A 16970-nucleotide genomic window follows, 5' to 3' on the forward strand; every position below is an offset into this window, starting at 1 on the left:
GTTCGAATTCATTTTAAACCCTTTTAATAACGTCTATTAATAGTTTACAATCATGAAAAACATTGCAGTTATAGGAGCAGGAACCATGGGAAATGGCATAGCACACACCTTTGCTCAGAGTGGATTTTATGTTTCCTTAATAGACATTAATGATGCGTCTTTAAACAAAAGTTTAGCTACAATTTCTAAAAATTTAGATCGATTAGTTTCTAAAGCTGTTATTTCTGAAACTCAAAAGAGCGATACTCTAAGTCGGATTTCGATCTATACAGATATTAAATTAGGTATTAAAGAGGCTGATCTGGTTATTGAAGCTGCTTCAGAAAATTTAGATTTAAAACTTAGCATATTCAAACAGTTAAGCGATATATGCAACGCTAAAACGATACTAGCAACAAATACATCTTCCATTTCTATTACACAAATTGCGGCGGTTACAAATCGCCCGGAAATGGTTATCGGCATGCATTTTATGAATCCTGTTCCGATTATGAAATTGGTAGAAATTATTCGTGGCTATAATACGAGTGATGCAGTTACCAAAATAATAATGGACGTCTCAAAAACATTAGGCAAAAATCCTGTAGAAGTTAACGATTATCCTGGCTTTGTTGCTAATCGCATTTTAATGCCCATGCTTAACGAATCGATTGAGACCTTGTACAATGGAGTGGCCGGTGTAAAAGAAATAGACACGGTTATGAAATTAGGAATGGCACACCCGATGGGACCATTACAATTAGCAGATTTTATAGGTTTAGATGTTTGCTTATCTATTTTAAATGTGATGTACGACGGATTTAAAAATCCGAAATACGCACCTTCTCCTCTACTTGTAAATATGGTGAGAGCCGGAAAACTGGGTCTAAAATCTGGTGAAGGTTTTTACAACTATGCAACGAGTAGAAAAGCAGACGTTATCTCCAGTCAATTTTTAAAATAGAAATTATTTCTGTTTTAAGAAACGTCAATTAAATACGAGATCAAGAAGCCATTCATTTACACATTTTAAACGCATAATTACTCACTATGTCAATTCAACAAAATTTAAAACATATTAAAGAAACACTACCTGAAAATGTAACTCTTGTAGCTGTTTCTAAAACTAAACCTGTTAGCGATTTGCAAGAGGCTTACGATGCTGGTCAACGTATTTTTGGTGAAAACAAAATTCAGGAAATGGCCGAAAAACATGAGCTATTACCAAAAGATATTGAGTGGCACATGATTGGTCATGTACAGCGAAATAAAGTCAAATACATGGCATCGTTTGTAAACTTGATTCATGGTGTTGAAAATGAAAAATTATTGAATGAAATAAACAAGCAAGCCAAGAAACACGATCGCATTATAGATTGTTTGCTTCAGATTAAAATTGCAGATGAAGAATCCAAATTTGGAATGCATGAAGCTGAAGCGATTGAAATCCTAAAATCTGACGCGTTTTCAGAATTAGCACATGTTAATATAGTGGGTATTATGGGCATGGCAACATTCACCGAGAATGAATCACAAATAAAATCTGAATTTACCCAATTAAAAACTACCTTTAATACCTTAAAAGTACTGCATACTAATCCTGCTCAATTTAAAACCATTTCGATGGGTATGAGTGGTGATTATCAATTAGCCATAGGTTGCGGAAGCACGATGGTGCGTATTGGAAGTAGTATTTTTGGAGTACGTAATTATTAATTTTTTAAGAGTATATTATTTACGCAATTTTAGACATAGAGACCACAGGTGGTAAATTTAATGAAGAAGGCATTACCGAAATTGCTATTCATAAATACGACGGTCACACCGTTGTAGATCAATTTATTACTTTAGTAAACCCAGAACGAAATATTCAACCGTTTGTAGTTAAACTTACAGGAATCAATAACAATATGCTAAAAAATGCACCGAAGTTTTACGAGGTTGCAAAACGCATTATTGAAATTACCAAAGACTGTATAATTGTTGCACACAACTCGGAATTTGATTACCGTATTCTGCGTACAGAATTTAACCGTTTAGGTTACGATTATAAACGCAATACACTTTGTACTGTAGAATTATCAAAAGATTTAATTCCTGATCAGCCATCATACAGCCTAGGAAAATTAGTCAGATCCCTTGGTATTCCTGTAACCGATAGACATCGTGCAAACGGAGATGCTTTGGCAACGGTGAAATTATTCAAATTACTGCAAACAAAAGATACGACCAAACAAATCATTCAATCCTCTATAAAGGAAGGTCATAATCCAAAAAAATTAGATAGAAAGCTAATAGATATTGTCGAAGAACTTCCTGCTATTACAGGTGTGTATTATATGCATAAAGAAGGTGGAGACATTATTTATATTGGAAAAAGCAGAAATATAAAACGTCGCGTTAATCAGCATTTCACAGCTCCAAATTCTAAATCTAAGAAAATACAACTTCATGTTACCGCAGTGACTTACGAAGAAACTGGAAGTGAATTGGTGGCCCTGCTTAAAGAAAATGAAGAAATAAAGCGTCTAAAACCAATTTATAATAGAGCCAGAAAACGCACACATTACACCCATGCGCTTTATGCTTTTAAGGATAAAAATGGTTATATAAATTTAAAGATTGATGTTGCCGATGGACGCAAGAAATCCATTACAACATTTAGCAATAAACAAAGTGCACATCATTTTATAGAGCATAATGTTGAAGCTTATAATCTATGCTTACAATTAACAGGATTATCTACTGTAAATGCAGAGAAGCCTTGTTTTAATTACGGCTTAAGAACATGTCATGGTGCATGTATAACTGAAGAATCTCCAGAAGAATACAACTTGCGTGTTCAAGAACTTATAGAGAAAAACAGTTATGCTCATAAAAATATGATTATTGTAGATCGTGGTCGAGAAATTGAAGAGCGCAGTGCGATTTACATTAAAGATGGACAATTTGAAGGTTTAGGATTCTTCAATCTTAACTATCAAATTAATAATATTAAAGTGTTAGAATCTATTATTACCAAGATGGAAAACAATAGAGATTCCCAACATATTATTCAGAGTTATTTACGGAGTCATAAAAAACTCAAAATTATTCAGCTTCCTGCTTAAAATCTATATTTTAGGCTAACTCCATTTATTTAAGAAAAACAAACTTACTTTTCTTACTTTTGATCTTATGATTGAACCAAAACGAGATAAAAACTGGAAAACGCAGTTGCATGAAATTATTTATGAAGCGGATACGCCGGCAGGAAAGTTATTCGATATCATATTACTTATAGCTATTATTGCCAGTATACTTTTGGTTATGCTAGAAAGTGTCGAATCCATAGATGTAAAATATCATAGTTTTTTAAATATTTCAGAATGGACTATAACGGTGCTTTTTACCCTAGAATATATTGCCCGAATTATTACTGTAAAAAAACCGTTTAAATATATATTTAGCTTTTATGGGGTTATCGATTTACTATCTACAGCTCCAAAGTATCTGTCTATAATTTTTGTTGGAACACACGCTTTAGTAGCCTTAAGAGCATTGCGATTACTGCGTGTTTTTAGAATTTTAAAATTAGCTCGATTTTTAGGAGCTTCTAACAATTTAACGACTGCACTAAAAGCTAGCCGTGCAAAAATTTCGGTTTTTCTGTTTGCTGTTGTCATTTTAGCTGTCATTTTAGGAACCATTATGTATTTAATTGAAGGGGATAAAAATGAAGGATTTGCCAACATTCCTAAAAGTGTATATTGGTGTATCGTAACCCTTACCACTGTTGGTTTTGGAGATATTGCACCACAAACACCTTTTGGACAATTTATCGCATCGATAATAATGATTTTAGGTTATGGCATTATTGCAGTACCTACAGGAATTGTTTCTGCCGAATATTCTAGTCAGGGAAATAGCAACAAAAATTCGACATCGGAACAACCTGAAACAAAAAAAGTACGTTTAAATTCTCAATCGTGTTCTAATTGCCTAAAAAGCGATCATAGAGATGGCGCACAAAATTGTTATAATTGCGGCGAACCACTTCATAATAATTAAAATTTTGGATAAAAATCACTACCTTATATCTATAGTTGGACCAACAGCAATTGGTAAAACAGCACTAAGTATTAAACTTGCAAAGCATTTTAATACCGAAATAATTTCTGCAGATTCAAGGCAGTTTTTCAAAGAAATGCAAATTGGTACCGCGGCTCCAACAACTGATGAATTAGCCCAAGCTCCTCATCATTTTATTCACAACAAATCTATTGAAGACGTTTATAATGTTGGGACTTTCGAAAAAGAGGCCATTCAATCTTTAGATCGTTTATTTGAATCACACAATACAGCAATCATGGTAGGTGGTTCTGGATTATATGTAGATGCAGTAACTCGCGGTTTAGACGATTTCCCAAAAGTTGATTATAATATAAGAACAGCTTTAAATGCGCAATTAGATGCAGATGGTTTACAAGCCTTGCAAGATCAATTAAAGCAACTGGACCCAAAGTCTTTTGAGACTATTGCTATAGATAATCCACATCGTGTAATTAGAGCCTTAGAAATATGTATCGGTACAGGGCAACCCTATTCTTCTTTTTTAAATAAAAACAAAGACAACCGTCCGTTTAAGACCATTACTATTGGACTAAAAGCAGATCGTGAGATTATTTACGACCGTATAAATAGACGTGTCGATATCATGATGGCACAAGGTCTTCTAGAAGAGGTAAAACAACTTGAAAACAAGCAGCATTTAAACGCTTTAAATACCGTTGGCTATAAGGAGCTTTTCAATTACTTAAACGGAGAATATACACTAGATTTTGCAATTTCAGAAATTAAGAAAAACTCAAGACGTTTTGCAAAGCGCCAACTCACTTGGTTTAAAAGGAATGAAGAGACGTTATGGTTTGATTACGAAACATCAATCGAAACCATAATTCAAGATCTAGAAAAAAAGTTTTAAACCTATAAATTTAAAATTAGTGTACTTCGAGCTTCAAAATAATGTGTTTTCTCTTAAATAACCGACGTTTACTAAACATTCACCAATTATAAAGATATACGCTTTCATTAATTTAAAGGACGGATAAAAAGACTTAAATTAGCACTGATTTAGATATATATCACATTATATTTTCGATTCATATAAAAATATACGCTTTTATAAATCTCAATCCTTAAATTTTATATTGCCTGTTTTATCTAATAGATAATGATAAAAGTCATGTACTATATTTTTTATAATAACTAATTTTGCACCTTATTTAAATTAAACCAATGGAATTTTTAAACGCCACCTATTTAGCTCTTTTTTTAATTATTTGTATCGGTTTTATAATCGGTAATATAAAAATAAAAGGGATTTCGTTAGACGTCTCTGCTATTATTTTTGTCGCCTTACTTTTTGGACATTTAGGAGTTGAGCTACCGGATATTTTACAAAAAATCGGATTAATTTTATTTATTTACACCATTGGTCTGCAGGCAGGTCCTGGTTTCTTCGAATCGTTTAGAGAGAACGGTAAGAATCTTGTTATTATATCGGCTTTAGTTGTATTTACTGCAGCATTTATTACTTTCTTATCTATTCAATTTATGGGTATCGATAAGTCTATTGCTATTGGTTTAATGGCAGGCGCTTTAACAAGTACACCTGGTTTAGCTACAGCTATTGATGTTACACAATCGCCTTTAGCATCTATTGGTTACGGTATCGCTTATCCGTTTGGAGTTATTGGCGTTATTTTATTTGTAAAATTATACCCAAAAATATTCAGAATTAATTTAACAAAAGAAGAAGATAGTTACGAAGCAAAGGCACATGGTCACTTCGATACAATTGTTAGAAGTACATTTAAAGTAGATAATATAGGTGCTATTGGTAAAACGATAGAAGAGCTTCAAATTAGATCTATGACCAAAGGTGTTGTTTCTAGAATAAAACACAACAACAAGGCTTTTGTTCCTCGAAAAGATTCTATATTACATAAAGGTGATTATATACGCGTAGTTGGTACAGAAGAAGCTTTAAAACGCGTAGAGTTACTTATTGGCCCTAGAGCTGATGTAGAAATATCTTTAGGAGAAGATTTTGTTGTACAATCGTATTTAATGACTAAAACGTCTTTAGTTAATAAAACCTTAGGAGAATTAAATCTAAAAGATAATTTTAATGCCACGATTACTAGAATTAGAAGAAGTGGTATAGATTTATCTCCAAACAGCACTTTAAGACTTCAAATTGGTGATAAACTAATGATTTCTAGTCAGAAGAGCGGTGTGTCGCAAATATCCAATCTTATTGGCGATAATAAAAGTAAACTTTCAGACACAGACTTTTTCCCACTTGCTTTAGGTATTGTTATAGGTATTCTTGTGGGAGGCGTATCGATTTCTTTTGGGGATGCTTTTACCTTTAATTTAGGATTAACTGGAGGTATTCTAATTGTAGCGATGGTTTTAGGTAGAATAGGGAAAACAGGAAATATTCTTTGGGTAATGAGTGGAAATTCAAACCAGTTATTACGACAATTTGGTTTAATGTTATTCTTAGCTGTTGTAGGTACTAAAGCTGGAGCAACGCTTGTAGAAACGTATATGCTGTATGGTATTAAATTATTCTTAATTGGGGGGCTTATTACATTTGTTCCGATGCTTGTCGCCACAATAATAGCACGCATATTCTTTAAAATAAATACATTAACATTATTAGGAACCTTAACAGGCTCAATGACTAGTACGCCTGGATTAGCAGCAGTAGACACTATGACTAAAACAGATGCACCTTCGGTTGCTTACGCCACAGTGTATCCTATTGCCATGGTCCTTTTAATTATCTGTGCACAAATCTTAGGATTGTTATTATAGGTTAAATCGAACTTTTAGAATGTCCTATTAACGTCTTAAAAAGAGCAATAGCATTATAGTTTCAAAAATGTAAAACACATAACTTTTACGCATAAAAAAATCCAGCTAATAGCTGGATTTTTTTGTTATATTTAATACAGATTATCCATTTTGACTGTTTACTACCAAACGGAAACCTTCACCGTGAATGTTTAATATTTCTACATTTTCATCACCTTTTAAATACTTTCTTAATTTGGCAATGTACACATCCATACTTCTAGATGTAAAATAGTTATCATCTCTCCAAATCTTAGTCAACGCCAATTCTCTAGGCATTAAATCATTCTCATGTAAAGCTAACAAACGTAATAATTCGTTTTCTTTAGGAGATAATTTTATAGGATCCTCACCATTTAATTTTAAGAATCTTAGTTTCGAATTTAAATCGAAATTACCAATCTTAAATTCGAATTGCTTACTATCCGTAACTGTTTCCGAAGCTTTACGCTGTATAATAGCATGAATCTTCATTAATAGTACTTCACTATCAAAAGGCTTGTTTAAATAGTCGTCTGCACCAACTTTATAACCTCTTAATACATCTTCTTTCATCGCTTTCGCTGTTAAAAAAATAATAGGCACTTCTGTGTTTTTTTCTCTGATTTCTTTAGCTAGAGTAAACCCATCCTTATAAGGCATCATTACATCTAGGATACATAAATCGAAATCGTCCTTTTTAAACTTTTCGAAACCTTCCATACCATTTTTAGCATGGGTTACCTCGTAATCGTTCATCATTAAATAATCTTTAAGTACGGTTCCAAAATTTGGATCATCCTCTACTAATAATATTTTCTTATGTTGCTCGCTCATAACTTTTAAGATATTAATGGAAGTTTAACAATAAATGTACTTCCTTTTCCTTTTTCACTTTCCACCGAAATATGACCTTGATGATCATCTACTATTCGTTTTACATATGCAAGGCCTAGACCATGACCTTTCACATTATGTATGTTTCCTGTGTGTTCTCTATAAAACTTTTCAAAAACTCGTTTTTGTGCGGCTTTGCTCATTCCGCTACCTTGGTCTTTTATTTTTAATAATATACTATTTCCTACCGTCTCTGTGTACACATCTATTTTTGGTGCCTCTGGAGAGTATTTTATAGCATTATCTAACATATTAACTATAACATTTGTAAAGTGAGTCTCACTCGCTAATACTGAAGATTTTTCGGCATCTAAATGTAAATGTATAAAGCCTTGTCTATCTTCTACTATTAATTCGATGTGCGTAATTGCATCATGTACTAAGTCGTGTAAATCTGCACTATCCTTACTAATATTTAGCTCATTTTTTTCTAGCTTAGATATTCTTAATACATTTTCAACGTGTGCATGCATACGTTTATTCTCCTCTTTTATCATCTTAAGATAACGCATCACCTTTTCCTTATCATCTATTATCTTCGGATTCTTTATCGCATCCAATGCCAAATTAATAGTTGCAATAGGTGTTTTAAACTCATGCGTCATATTATTAATGAAATCATTCTTAATTTCTGAAATCTTACGTTGTTTTACCAATTGATATAAAGCACTCGTATATGCAATAATTATAATAGAAGTAAATAAGAAAGATAACAATGTCATAACCACTATAGACGACATGATAAACTTCTTTCCTTCTGGGAAATTGACCAATAATCTAAAGTTGTTCTGGCTATTTTCATTTGGAAAAATAGGAACACTAAAAGTTTTATCATCTTTCAATTCAAAGGCATCACTTTGCACTTTAGTCGCTAAATCGTTACTATATATAGCAAATTCATAATCGATATCTATATTATCTTCATGAAGTTTCTTGGTTAACAACCTTTTTATTTCTTCCTTTTTAACACGCTTATAAATTGGTGTTCTACTACTTGAAACTTTAAATGTTTCTTCAAAAATTTGCTTTTCAGCTTCATTAAATCGTCCCATTTTAGAAATACTTAAAACCGGGGTTACATTAACATTGTTTTCTATAATACTTTTATTACTATAAATTTTAGTTTCAGCCTTACCTATTAACCGAGTAATATTAATGCTATCTAAACCTATGTCAAAGATCGAAGACGACAACTTATAGTTCTCTTCTAAAATTCCACTTCTGTAAATTAAAGTTTCATCTGTACTTTCGTTTTGTATACTAAATAAAAGTTCCGTAATTGAGACACTATCTGGTTCTTTTTTTTGATTTATATATCGTTGATACTTTTTATAATATGTATTTAATTCGCGTTGTTCAATATCTTCAGACACATAGCTTAATGCCTTCTTTACATTAAACGTAAATTGTTTCTCTTCGTTCTCAACCGCATTTTTAATATATCGTGCTTGTACAAAGATGATACCTATTAGCGATAGGCTCATTAGTATCACTAACAATATAAACAATTTTTTACTCATCGTTCAAAATTAACATTTTAACATTTAGCTTTTTTAACATTTAACCTTACATTAACAAATTTGTTAAAATTGCTCTTTTATTTAATTTTATTAAGTATTGTGTTGTGAATTTCATCTACTTGGTCTTGCATATGGGACATCGTATCATTCACAATAACGAAGTCAGATTTTGATATTCTTTTAGCATCGTCCCACTGCTTATTCATTATAGATTCTATCTTTTCGACAGTGGTATTATCGCGTTTTAAGATACGCTCGATCTTAGTCGCTTTATCTAAAGTCACCGTAATAATAAAATCGCAAGACGTATCGGCACGGCTTTCAAACAAAATCGCAGATTCTTTTAAAATATACGCAGAATTCTGTTGGCTAACCCAAGTTTTAAAATGTGAAGCTACTCTGGGGTGTACTATCGCATTCATCTTTTCCAACAGTTCTTTATCGTTAAAAATAGCATCCGAAATAAACGGTTTATTTAAAACACCCTCTTTATACGTGTCTTCTCCAAACAATGAAATTAATTCCGATTTTATCTCTGGAGATTGCACCATAAGTAATTTGGCTTCGTCATCCGAAATGTACATGGGAATCCCGTACGTTTTATGAAACGCTCTTGCTACGGTAGATTTACCGCTACCAATACCCCCAGTGATACCAACAACTATCATTCTGTAATTATAAATTCTATTTTTTGCTGAATAATTTTCGCACTTTTAACTGTCCCTGGTTTTGCAACAAGTTCCGGTACTAAATACGACTGATTGTCTAAATGCTTTTCGTAATCGCATTCGACTTTAAAGTCCTTTTCCAGAACGTCTTTAAATCCACTTAAATTTGTATAATAAGAAACAGAGACTGATTTTGGATAATATTTTAAAGATAGGTTTTTTGGGACATTTTTTATAGTCACCGGAATATTAAATACGCCTTCGGTAAACGTTTCTACTTTGGCCGTTAAACGCACACTTTTATGAGAAAACTGAATATGATCCTTATTTTTAGGCAATTCTAATTTAAGAAATTGATTTATATTTAAATGCACATCTGTTAACTCCAGAGGGACCGTTTCGATTTGGGTTAATGCATTTAGTATTTTTTCGGGGCCAACAACATGAATCGTATCTGGTGTTATAGTGAATCCGTCTAAGACATCGTATCCTGGACTAAATTGAATCCTTTTATTCAAAACTACAGGAATATCCTTCGTTGCATTCTCATCGTATTTAAACTCCAAAACATCCGGAGAAATACTAATAAGCTCAACATCTTTATCGAATTGATCGTTAATTTTAGAATACGATCGCTGTTGATTCCATGAAAATGTAGAATCGGTTAGATTTAATTTATCCTCATAATCTACAGTTAACCTAGGATTAGATAAATAGTATCTTAAAAACTTAAAACCATATGTCTTTAGAGTCACGTTTAATTGTTGACTACTATCATTTAAAACCACAAACGTTTCTGGAATATTTACTATAGTTACAGAAAATGTAATGGTATTTGTAAATGTTCTAGACAGTTTATTTAGGATTAAAATAGTAAACGACAATGCAAGAAATAGAGCAAAAACATTTATTTTCTTACTACTAACAAATCTTAAAAACCTTGATTTAATATCTTTCATTTCTATAATTTAAAGAATAATTCTGGAAACACAAGTTTTGCATCTTTTTTTAATAGTTGAATAGTGACAAACGATTTTAAGAAGCCATAACCATAACCTTCAAACTGAATTAATATTGCTGGTATCGCGAGTACAGCCACTACTAAACTTTTAGATTGTATTAATGCAAAAAAGAATGCCAAAATAAAATACATAAGATAGCATAATAAAAACCATTTAAACTGAAATATATAAGCGACAATGGAAACTACCAAGCCTAGAGTAAATAGTGTTGGAAACCAATATGTAATTTTAGCTGTGTGTGGATGCCATGAATTTAAAATAGGACGAACCATTCCAAATTTATAAACCTGTTTATAAAATTTAGACCATGAAATACGACGCTTATGATACACAAAAGCATCTGCAATTAATTTGGTTTTAAATCCTAAAGCCCAAAGTCTTATCGATAAGTCGGGATCTTCTCCAGGATGAATCGTTCCAAACCCTTGAGACGCTTCGAAAGCAACTTTAGACAATCCCATATTAAAACTTCTGGGCTGAAATTTTCCAATCTGATTTTTACTTCCACGAATACCACCGGTAGTAATAAAAGACGTCATCGAAAAATTGATTGCTTTCTGTAACTTAGTAAATGAGGCATCTGCAGCATCTGGACCACCAAAACAATCTACGTATACTGCATTTAAACTTAAATCTACTTCACTTAAATAATTTGAAGGTAATACACAATCGGAATCTAAAATAATAAAATAATTACCTTTAGCATGCGTCATTCCGAAGTTTCGAGAATCTCCAGGGCCTGAATTTTCTTTAAAAAAATAAGCAATATTTAACCTGTCTTTAAAGGCATCGACAACCATTTCTGAAGTCTCGGTGGAGCCATCTTCGATGATTACAATTTCGAAATCTAAGGTGGTTTTTAGATTAACAAAACTCAGCAATAGTTCCTCAGTTTCCTCAGGACGATTATATACAGGAATAATAAAGGAATACTGTAATGGCATACACAAATGTAATTAAATGCATAAAAAAAGCCACCTTTTTAGGCGGCTTTTAAAAGACTTTATGAAGTCTGTTATTCTTTAGTTTCAGATTCTACAAAGGCTTCCATAACTTCGTTACTTACTCCCATATTACTAAATCCACCATCATTATACAAGTTTTGCAACGTAACACGTTTAGTTAAATCACTAAATAATGTAACCGTGTAATTAGCACAATCTAAAGCTGTAGCATTACCAAGTGGCGACATTTTATCTGCATAAGCAATAAAACCATCAAACCCTTTAACACCACTACCTGCAGTTGTAGGCGTTGGAGATTGAGAAATTGTATTTACTCTAACTTTTTTATCTTTTCCGAAGAAATATCCAAAACTACGAGCAACACTTTCTAAATATGCTTTATTATCGGCCATGTCGTTATAATCTGGAAACACACGTTGTGCTGCCATATAAGTTAAACCAACAATACTTCCCCATTCGTTCATAGCATCTGCCTTGTAAAGCGTTTGCATTACTTTATGAAAAGACATTGCAGAAACATCTGTTCCTTTTTTTGTGAATTCGTAATTTTGATCTGTATAGTGGTTTCCTTTTCTTACGTTAATTGACATTCCGATTGAATGTAAAACGAAATCAATTTTTCCGCCTAAAATCTCCATAGATTTTTCAACTAAATTTTGTAAATCTTCTACAGAAGTCGCGTCTGCAGGAATAATTTGAGATCCTGTTTTTTCAGCCAATTCATTTATTTGCCCCATTCGCATTGCTACAGGTGCATTGGTTAAAACAAATGTTCCTCCTTCTTCATGAACACGTTCTGCAGTTTTCCAAGCGATTGAATTTGCATCTAATGCTCCAAAAATGATTCCTCTTTTTCCCTTTAATAAATTGTATGACATATTTTTTTTATTCTAAATTTAACTTTGCCTAGGACTAAATCCTAGAATCAACAAAGTTAATAAAACTTTTTATTCTATTAATAATTCATTTTTAGTAATAATTGTAGCGTCTTCTCTAACCCAATTCCCATTGCTATAAACAAGTATACCATATGTATTATGATAAAGCTTCTGCCCTTCTATGGCGCTATCTATCGGAGGGAATACAAAATCAGGAATACATTCTCCCTCAGAATAAATACCACTACAAGTGCCTTCATCATCGCCATCACAACTACTAAAGGTTAAAAATAACCCAAAAACAAACAGTAGCATGAAGGACTCTTTCATCTTAAATCGTGTTAGTTTAATAATTGCTTGGCATGTGCTATAGCAGAACTTGACAATTCTAATCCGCCTAACATTTGTGCTATTTCTACAATACGATCTTCACCTTTTATTACGATTAGATTTGTAGTCGTAATCTGGTTTACATCTTCTTTATAGACTTTTAAATGTGTATCTCCTTTTGCTGCTACTTGAGGTAAATGTGTAATTGCAAACACCTGCATACTGTTACTCATTTGCTTCATAATTACTCCCATTTTATTCGATATTTCACCAGAAACTCCAGTATCAATCTCGTCGAACATTATAGTTGGTAATTGCATATATTTGGATAACACCGATTTTATAGCCAACATAATTCGGGACAATTCTCCACCCGACGCGGCTTTATTTAATGCTTTAAAAGCCCCACCTTTATTAGCTGAAAACAGAAACTGTAAATCGTCTTTCCCATTGGAATGAAACTCTGAAGCCTCTTTTAAAGTGATTTCAAACTGGGCATTTGGCATTCCTAAATCGGCTAATAATGTTTCTAATTGCGATTTTAAAGTTGGAATAACTCCATTACGTTTGGTATGAATTGTTTTCGCTAATGCATTTAAAGCCTTTTCAATCTTAGCAATTTCAGTTTTTAATTTCTGAATGTTTTTATCTAGATTTTCAGTCACGCCTACTTTTTCATCTAAAGCGTTCTGAATCTCTAGTAATTCTGAAATTTCTGAAACCAAGTGTTTTTTCTTCAAATTATGAAGCAGTTGTAATCTTGAATTCACAACTTCTAAACGACTCGGATCTGCTTCTAGAGCATCTTCCGAAGCTTCTATTTCTGTAAAAATATCGTATAATTCGATAAAATTACTATCTATTCTATCGTATAAATCTTTATACTTCTGAGAGAATGATGCAATCTTACTAAAGTTTGTTTTTATTTCGGTAAGAATGGCTAACCCTCCTATTTGCTCGTCACTTAATAACTGATGAGAAGCGCCAATCTTTTCTTTAATCGCTTCAATATTATCAAGCGTTTCGTATTCTTCTTCTAAAGATTCAAACTCGCCAACAACCAATTTAGCATCAATCAATTCCTGTAATAAAAACGAATTGTATTCATGTTCCTTATTCGCTTCTGTTTGAAAATCTAACAGTTTTTTTAATTCTTTCTGAAGAGATTTATAGCTTTTTAACTGACTTTTATAATCAACTAAAGGTTCTTCAACCTTTGCTAAAGCATCAATAACCTGAAATTGAAATGCATCGTCTGTAAGCTGCATGGTTTGATGTTGCGAATGAATATCGATTAAACGCTCGCCTAATGCTTGTAAACTACTCACAGTAACTGGAGAATCGTTTACAAATGCACGAGATTTACCCGAAGGTAAAATTTCGCGACGAATGATAGTTTGTGGTTCAAAATCTAAATCTTCCTGTTCGTAAACAGCCTCTAAATTGTAGTTTGAAACATCGAAAACAGCTTCAATAATACACTTCTGAGTATCGTCTTTTAAAGACGATAAATCTGCGCGTTTACCTAGAATTAACGATAATGCACCAAGTAAAATAGATTTACCTGCACCGGTTTCTCCAGTGATAATGGTAAAACCAGAATTAAAATCTGCCTGTAAATCGTCGATTAAGGCATAGTTTTTTATAGATAGGGATGTAAGCAATGTGATTGAGGTGCTTTAGATTTGTAAATCAAAGGTAATTTAGATTTAAGTCGTAATCAAATTAAAACTTAATATTTCTCCATTTACTAGAATATGTAGGAGCTACATTATTTAATACGCTAACCATATCGGAAACATTTACACTAGGTCCGTCGGAATAGATCTCTGCTATTTCATCGCTTTTTGCATCGAAAAACACACGTAACAAAAACGAGTTTGGCCTGCGATTATTCATGGTCTGAAATAGTTCTACAGCAGATGCTATATTTTGTTTTCCCGACTTCACATCGGTACTCATAGCATCTAAACCATCTCTATGATACGTATACATAACCTCGCGATATTCCTTATACGTTGGCGATAACATATTATCGATTAAATTATATCTCGTTTGTAAACCGTCTGCTAACTTCCAGCCTTTATATCCTTCTTGCTGCGAATAATTTACAATAGTTTGTGCTTGGTTTAAATATTCATCGCCACCTTTTAATTTAAAGCTGTCTGCATCTTGACCAAGAATCATATACACATGATAAGCTAAAACAGATACTAAATTAGACTCGTATTGTGTTGGACTAAAATTAAGATTCTGAAATTCGACATAATTAAATGTAAAATTCTGATCGTTAAAATTATAGACAGGAGAGCTATACGAAGAGCCATAAACCGGTCTAGAAGATTGTACTTGTATGCTGGCTTTAAAGACATCGCTAGCATATTCATTTATAATAATAACCATACTACAGTTAATACGTTCGGTCACTTTAAAACCTCTTGTGGTCCACTGTGTATTATTAACAAATTCGTTAAGTTGCTTCTCTAATGTTTGAAATACTTGAACATTTTCATTTCCTGTTTGCTGTGCATTAACCACAACCTTACAGTTTAACTCCTGAGCGGTTAAGCTAAGAGAAATACATAAAAACAATACAAATAATATATTACGCATGTAGTCGATTTAATATTTCGTTAAATATATCTTGAGCAACGTCTGCCTTCGATTTTAAAACAAATTCAGTAATGTTTTCATCAGCATTAATAAGCGTTACTTTATTGGTATCCGATTTAAAACCTGCGCCTTTATCATTTAATGAATTCAGAACAATTAGGTTTAAATTTTTACGCTTTAATTTCCCTTTAGCATGCTCAAGTTCATTATTCGTTTCTAAAGCAAAACCAACTAAAAACTGATCCGTTTTTATAGCTCCCAAGGAAGCCAAAATATCTTTAGTTTTCTCTAGTTCTATGTTTAACGTATTATCGTCCTTTTTTATTTTCTGAAGTGCAACTTCTTTTGGTCTATAATCTGCTACAGCTGCCGCACAAATAGCAATATTGACATCTTTAAAATGTGTATGCGCTTGCTCGTACATGTCCTGTGCACTAATTACATGATTAATATTAACTGCACTGTGTTGAAGTAATTGATTGGTAGGACCTGAAATTAAAATAACCTCAGCACCAAGATTAGCGGCTGTTTTTGCTAACTCAAACCCCATTTTACCACTAGAATGATTTCCAATAAATCGAACAGGATCTATAGCTTCGTAAGTTGGCCCAGCAGTAATCATTACTTTTTTACCATATAAGGGTAAATTTCCAAGAATATGATTCTCGATAAACGATACGATATCTTCAGGTTCGGCCATACGACCTTCCCCGACTAAACCACTAGCTAATTCACCAGAAGTTGCAGGTATCATAATGTTTCCAAAACCTTGTAGTGTTTCGAAAGACTGTGTTGTAGAGGGATGTTTAAACATATCTAAATCCATCGCGGGAGCAAAATACACAGGACATTTAGCCGACAAATAAGTTGCTAACAATAAATTATCGCTAGTGCCATTGGCCATTTTAGACATGGTATTTGCAGTAGCAGGAGCAATAACGAAGATATCTGCCCATAGGCCTAAATCGACATGACTATTCCATACCGCATTCTCATCGTCTTCATTATAAAACGAAGACACCACAGGATGTTTAGATAAGGTAGATAAGGTTAAGGGAGTTACAAAATCAATAGAAGCAGGTGTCATAACGACTTTAACGTTAGCACCTGCTTTTATAAACAACCTTACTAATGAAGCTGTCTTGTAAGCAGCTATACCTGCACTAATGCCTAACAGTATGTTTTTGCCGCTTAATATTGACATAGCTTATGA

General features: G+C 32.8%; 16 protein-coding genes. 6 read left to right on the forward strand and 10 right to left on the reverse strand.

Annotated elements, in window-relative coordinates:
• Positions 1-52: 52 nt before the first annotated feature.
• From ACFFVB_RS14335 to ACFFVB_RS14360, 6 genes are all read left to right on the forward strand, one after another.
• A complete protein-coding gene (locus ACFFVB_RS14335; RefSeq protein WP_382383771.1) occupies positions 53-943 on the forward strand; it encodes a 3-hydroxybutyryl-CoA dehydrogenase in 891 nt (296 codons plus the stop codon).
• An 86-nt stretch (positions 944-1029) separates the two neighbouring features.
• Positions 1030-1695, forward strand: coding sequence for a YggS family pyridoxal phosphate-dependent enzyme (locus ACFFVB_RS14340; RefSeq protein WP_382383773.1), 666 nt, complete (start codon positions 1030-1032; stop codon positions 1693-1695).
• Positions 1696-1712: 17 nt separating this feature from the next.
• Entirely contained in the window at positions 1713-3089 is a 1377-nt protein-coding gene (locus tag ACFFVB_RS14345; RefSeq protein WP_382383887.1) for an exonuclease domain-containing protein, read from the forward strand.
• Positions 3090-3156: 67 nt separating this feature from the next.
• On the forward strand, positions 3157-4029 hold the full coding sequence (locus tag ACFFVB_RS14350) for an ion transporter (protein ID WP_382383775.1): 873 nt from the start codon (positions 3157-3159) through the stop codon (positions 4027-4029).
• Positions 4030-4033: 4 nt separating this feature from the next.
• Positions 4034-4942 (forward strand): tRNA (adenosine(37)-N6)-dimethylallyltransferase MiaA, encoded by a 909-nt coding sequence (miaA, locus tag ACFFVB_RS14355; RefSeq protein ID WP_382383777.1) that lies wholly within the window; start codon positions 4034-4036, stop codon positions 4940-4942.
• 314 nt (positions 4943-5256) lie between these two features.
• Positions 5257-6846, forward strand: coding sequence for an aspartate:alanine exchanger family transporter (locus tag ACFFVB_RS14360; protein ID WP_382383779.1), 1590 nt, complete (start codon positions 5257-5259; stop codon positions 6844-6846).
• Between the two features lie 141 nt (positions 6847-6987).
• Here the strand turns inward: ACFFVB_RS14360 and ACFFVB_RS14365 are convergent, their stop codons facing one another.
• From ACFFVB_RS14365 to coaBC, 10 genes are all read right to left on the reverse strand, one after another.
• The gene (locus tag ACFFVB_RS14365) at positions 6988-7701 is read right to left on the reverse strand and encodes a response regulator transcription factor (protein ID WP_382383781.1); all 714 of its coding nucleotides are present in this window, start codon (positions 7699-7701) and stop codon (positions 6988-6990) included.
• Between the two features lie 5 nt (positions 7702-7706).
• A complete protein-coding gene (locus ACFFVB_RS14370) occupies positions 7707-9281 on the reverse strand; it encodes a sensor histidine kinase (RefSeq protein ID WP_382383783.1) in 1575 nt (524 codons plus the stop codon).
• 77 nt (positions 9282-9358) lie between these two features.
• The gene (coaE, locus tag ACFFVB_RS14375) at positions 9359-9949 is read right to left on the reverse strand and encodes a dephospho-CoA kinase (protein WP_382383784.1); all 591 of its coding nucleotides are present in this window, start codon (positions 9947-9949) and stop codon (positions 9359-9361) included.
• Complete coding sequence (locus ACFFVB_RS14380; protein ID WP_382383786.1) at positions 9946-10908, reverse strand: CdaR family protein; 963 nt, start codon at positions 10906-10908, stop codon at positions 9946-9948. The genes coaE and ACFFVB_RS14380 overlap by 4 nt, the downstream gene beginning before the upstream one ends.
• Positions 10909-10910: 2 nt before the next feature.
• The gene (locus tag ACFFVB_RS14385) at positions 10911-11915 is read right to left on the reverse strand and encodes a glycosyltransferase family 2 protein (RefSeq protein WP_382383788.1); all 1005 of its coding nucleotides are present in this window, start codon (positions 11913-11915) and stop codon (positions 10911-10913) included.
• Between the two features lie 71 nt (positions 11916-11986).
• Positions 11987-12814: an enoyl-ACP reductase FabI gene (locus tag ACFFVB_RS14390; RefSeq protein ID WP_382383790.1), complete on the reverse strand. Its 828-nt coding sequence runs from the start codon at positions 12812-12814 to the stop codon at positions 11987-11989.
• A 69-nt stretch (positions 12815-12883) separates the two neighbouring features.
• The gene (locus tag ACFFVB_RS14395; protein WP_382383792.1) at positions 12884-13144 is read right to left on the reverse strand and encodes a hypothetical protein; all 261 of its coding nucleotides are present in this window, start codon (positions 13142-13144) and stop codon (positions 12884-12886) included.
• An 11-nt stretch (positions 13145-13155) separates the two neighbouring features.
• Entirely contained in the window at positions 13156-14808 is a 1653-nt protein-coding gene (recN, locus tag ACFFVB_RS14400; RefSeq protein ID WP_382383794.1) for a DNA repair protein RecN, read from the reverse strand.
• A 61-nt stretch (positions 14809-14869) separates the two neighbouring features.
• Positions 14870-15757 carry a type IX secretion system protein PorD gene (gene porD / locus ACFFVB_RS14405; protein ID WP_382383796.1) on the reverse strand — a complete coding sequence of 296 codons (888 nt, stop codon included), beginning with the start codon at positions 15755-15757 and terminating at the stop codon, positions 14870-14872.
• Positions 15750-16961 carry a bifunctional phosphopantothenoylcysteine decarboxylase/phosphopantothenate--cysteine ligase CoaBC gene (gene coaBC, locus ACFFVB_RS14410; protein ID WP_382383798.1) on the reverse strand — a complete coding sequence of 404 codons (1212 nt, stop codon included), beginning with the start codon at positions 16959-16961 and terminating at the stop codon, positions 15750-15752. Before coaBC ends, porD begins: the two co-directional genes overlap by 8 nt.
• Positions 16962-16970 lie beyond the last annotated feature (9 nt).

Source organism: Formosa undariae, from assembly GCF_042427615.1.
Taxonomy (GTDB): Bacteria; Bacteroidota; Bacteroidia; order Flavobacteriales; family Flavobacteriaceae; genus Formosa; species Formosa undariae.

What these genes read in the sequence shown, in the direction of transcription:
- ACFFVB_RS14335 (WP_382383771.1), top strand. Translation starts at nt 53, where the DNA reads ATGAAAAACATTGCAGTTATAGGAGCAGGAACCATGGGAAATGGCATA.
- ACFFVB_RS14340 (WP_382383773.1), top strand. Translation starts at nt 1,030, where the DNA reads ATGTCAATTCAACAAAATTTAAAACATATTAAAGAAACACTACCTGAA.
- ACFFVB_RS14350 (WP_382383775.1), top strand. Translation starts at nt 3,157, where the DNA reads ATGATTGAACCAAAACGAGATAAAAACTGGAAAACGCAGTTGCATGAA.
- ACFFVB_RS14360 (WP_382383779.1), top strand. Translation starts at nt 5,257, where the DNA reads ATGGAATTTTTAAACGCCACCTATTTAGCTCTTTTTTTAATTATTTGT.
- ACFFVB_RS14365 (WP_382383781.1), bottom strand. Translation starts at nt 7,701, where the DNA reads ATGAGCGAGCAACATAAGAAAATATTATTAGTAGAGGATGATCCAAAT.
- ACFFVB_RS14370 (WP_382383783.1), bottom strand. Translation starts at nt 9,281, where the DNA reads ATGAGTAAAAAATTGTTTATATTGTTAGTGATACTAATGAGCCTATCG.
- coaE (WP_382383784.1), bottom strand. Translation starts at nt 9,949, where the DNA reads ATGATAGTTGTTGGTATCACTGGGGGTATTGGTAGCGGTAAATCTACC.
- ACFFVB_RS14380 (WP_382383786.1), bottom strand. Translation starts at nt 10,908, where the DNA reads ATGAAAGATATTAAATCAAGGTTTTTAAGATTTGTTAGTAGTAAGAAA.
- ACFFVB_RS14385 (WP_382383788.1), bottom strand. Translation starts at nt 11,915, where the DNA reads ATGCCATTACAGTATTCCTTTATTATTCCTGTATATAATCGTCCTGAG.
- ACFFVB_RS14390 (WP_382383790.1), bottom strand. Translation starts at nt 12,814, where the DNA reads ATGTCATACAATTTATTAAAGGGAAAAAGAGGAATCATTTTTGGAGCA.
- ACFFVB_RS14395 (WP_382383792.1), bottom strand. Translation starts at nt 13,144, where the DNA reads ATGAAAGAGTCCTTCATGCTACTGTTTGTTTTTGGGTTATTTTTAACC.
- porD (WP_382383796.1), bottom strand. Translation starts at nt 15,757, where the DNA reads ATGCGTAATATATTATTTGTATTGTTTTTATGTATTTCTCTTAGCTTA.
- coaBC (WP_382383798.1), bottom strand. Translation starts at nt 16,961, where the DNA reads ATGTCAATATTAAGCGGCAAAAACATACTGTTAGGCATTAGTGCAGGT.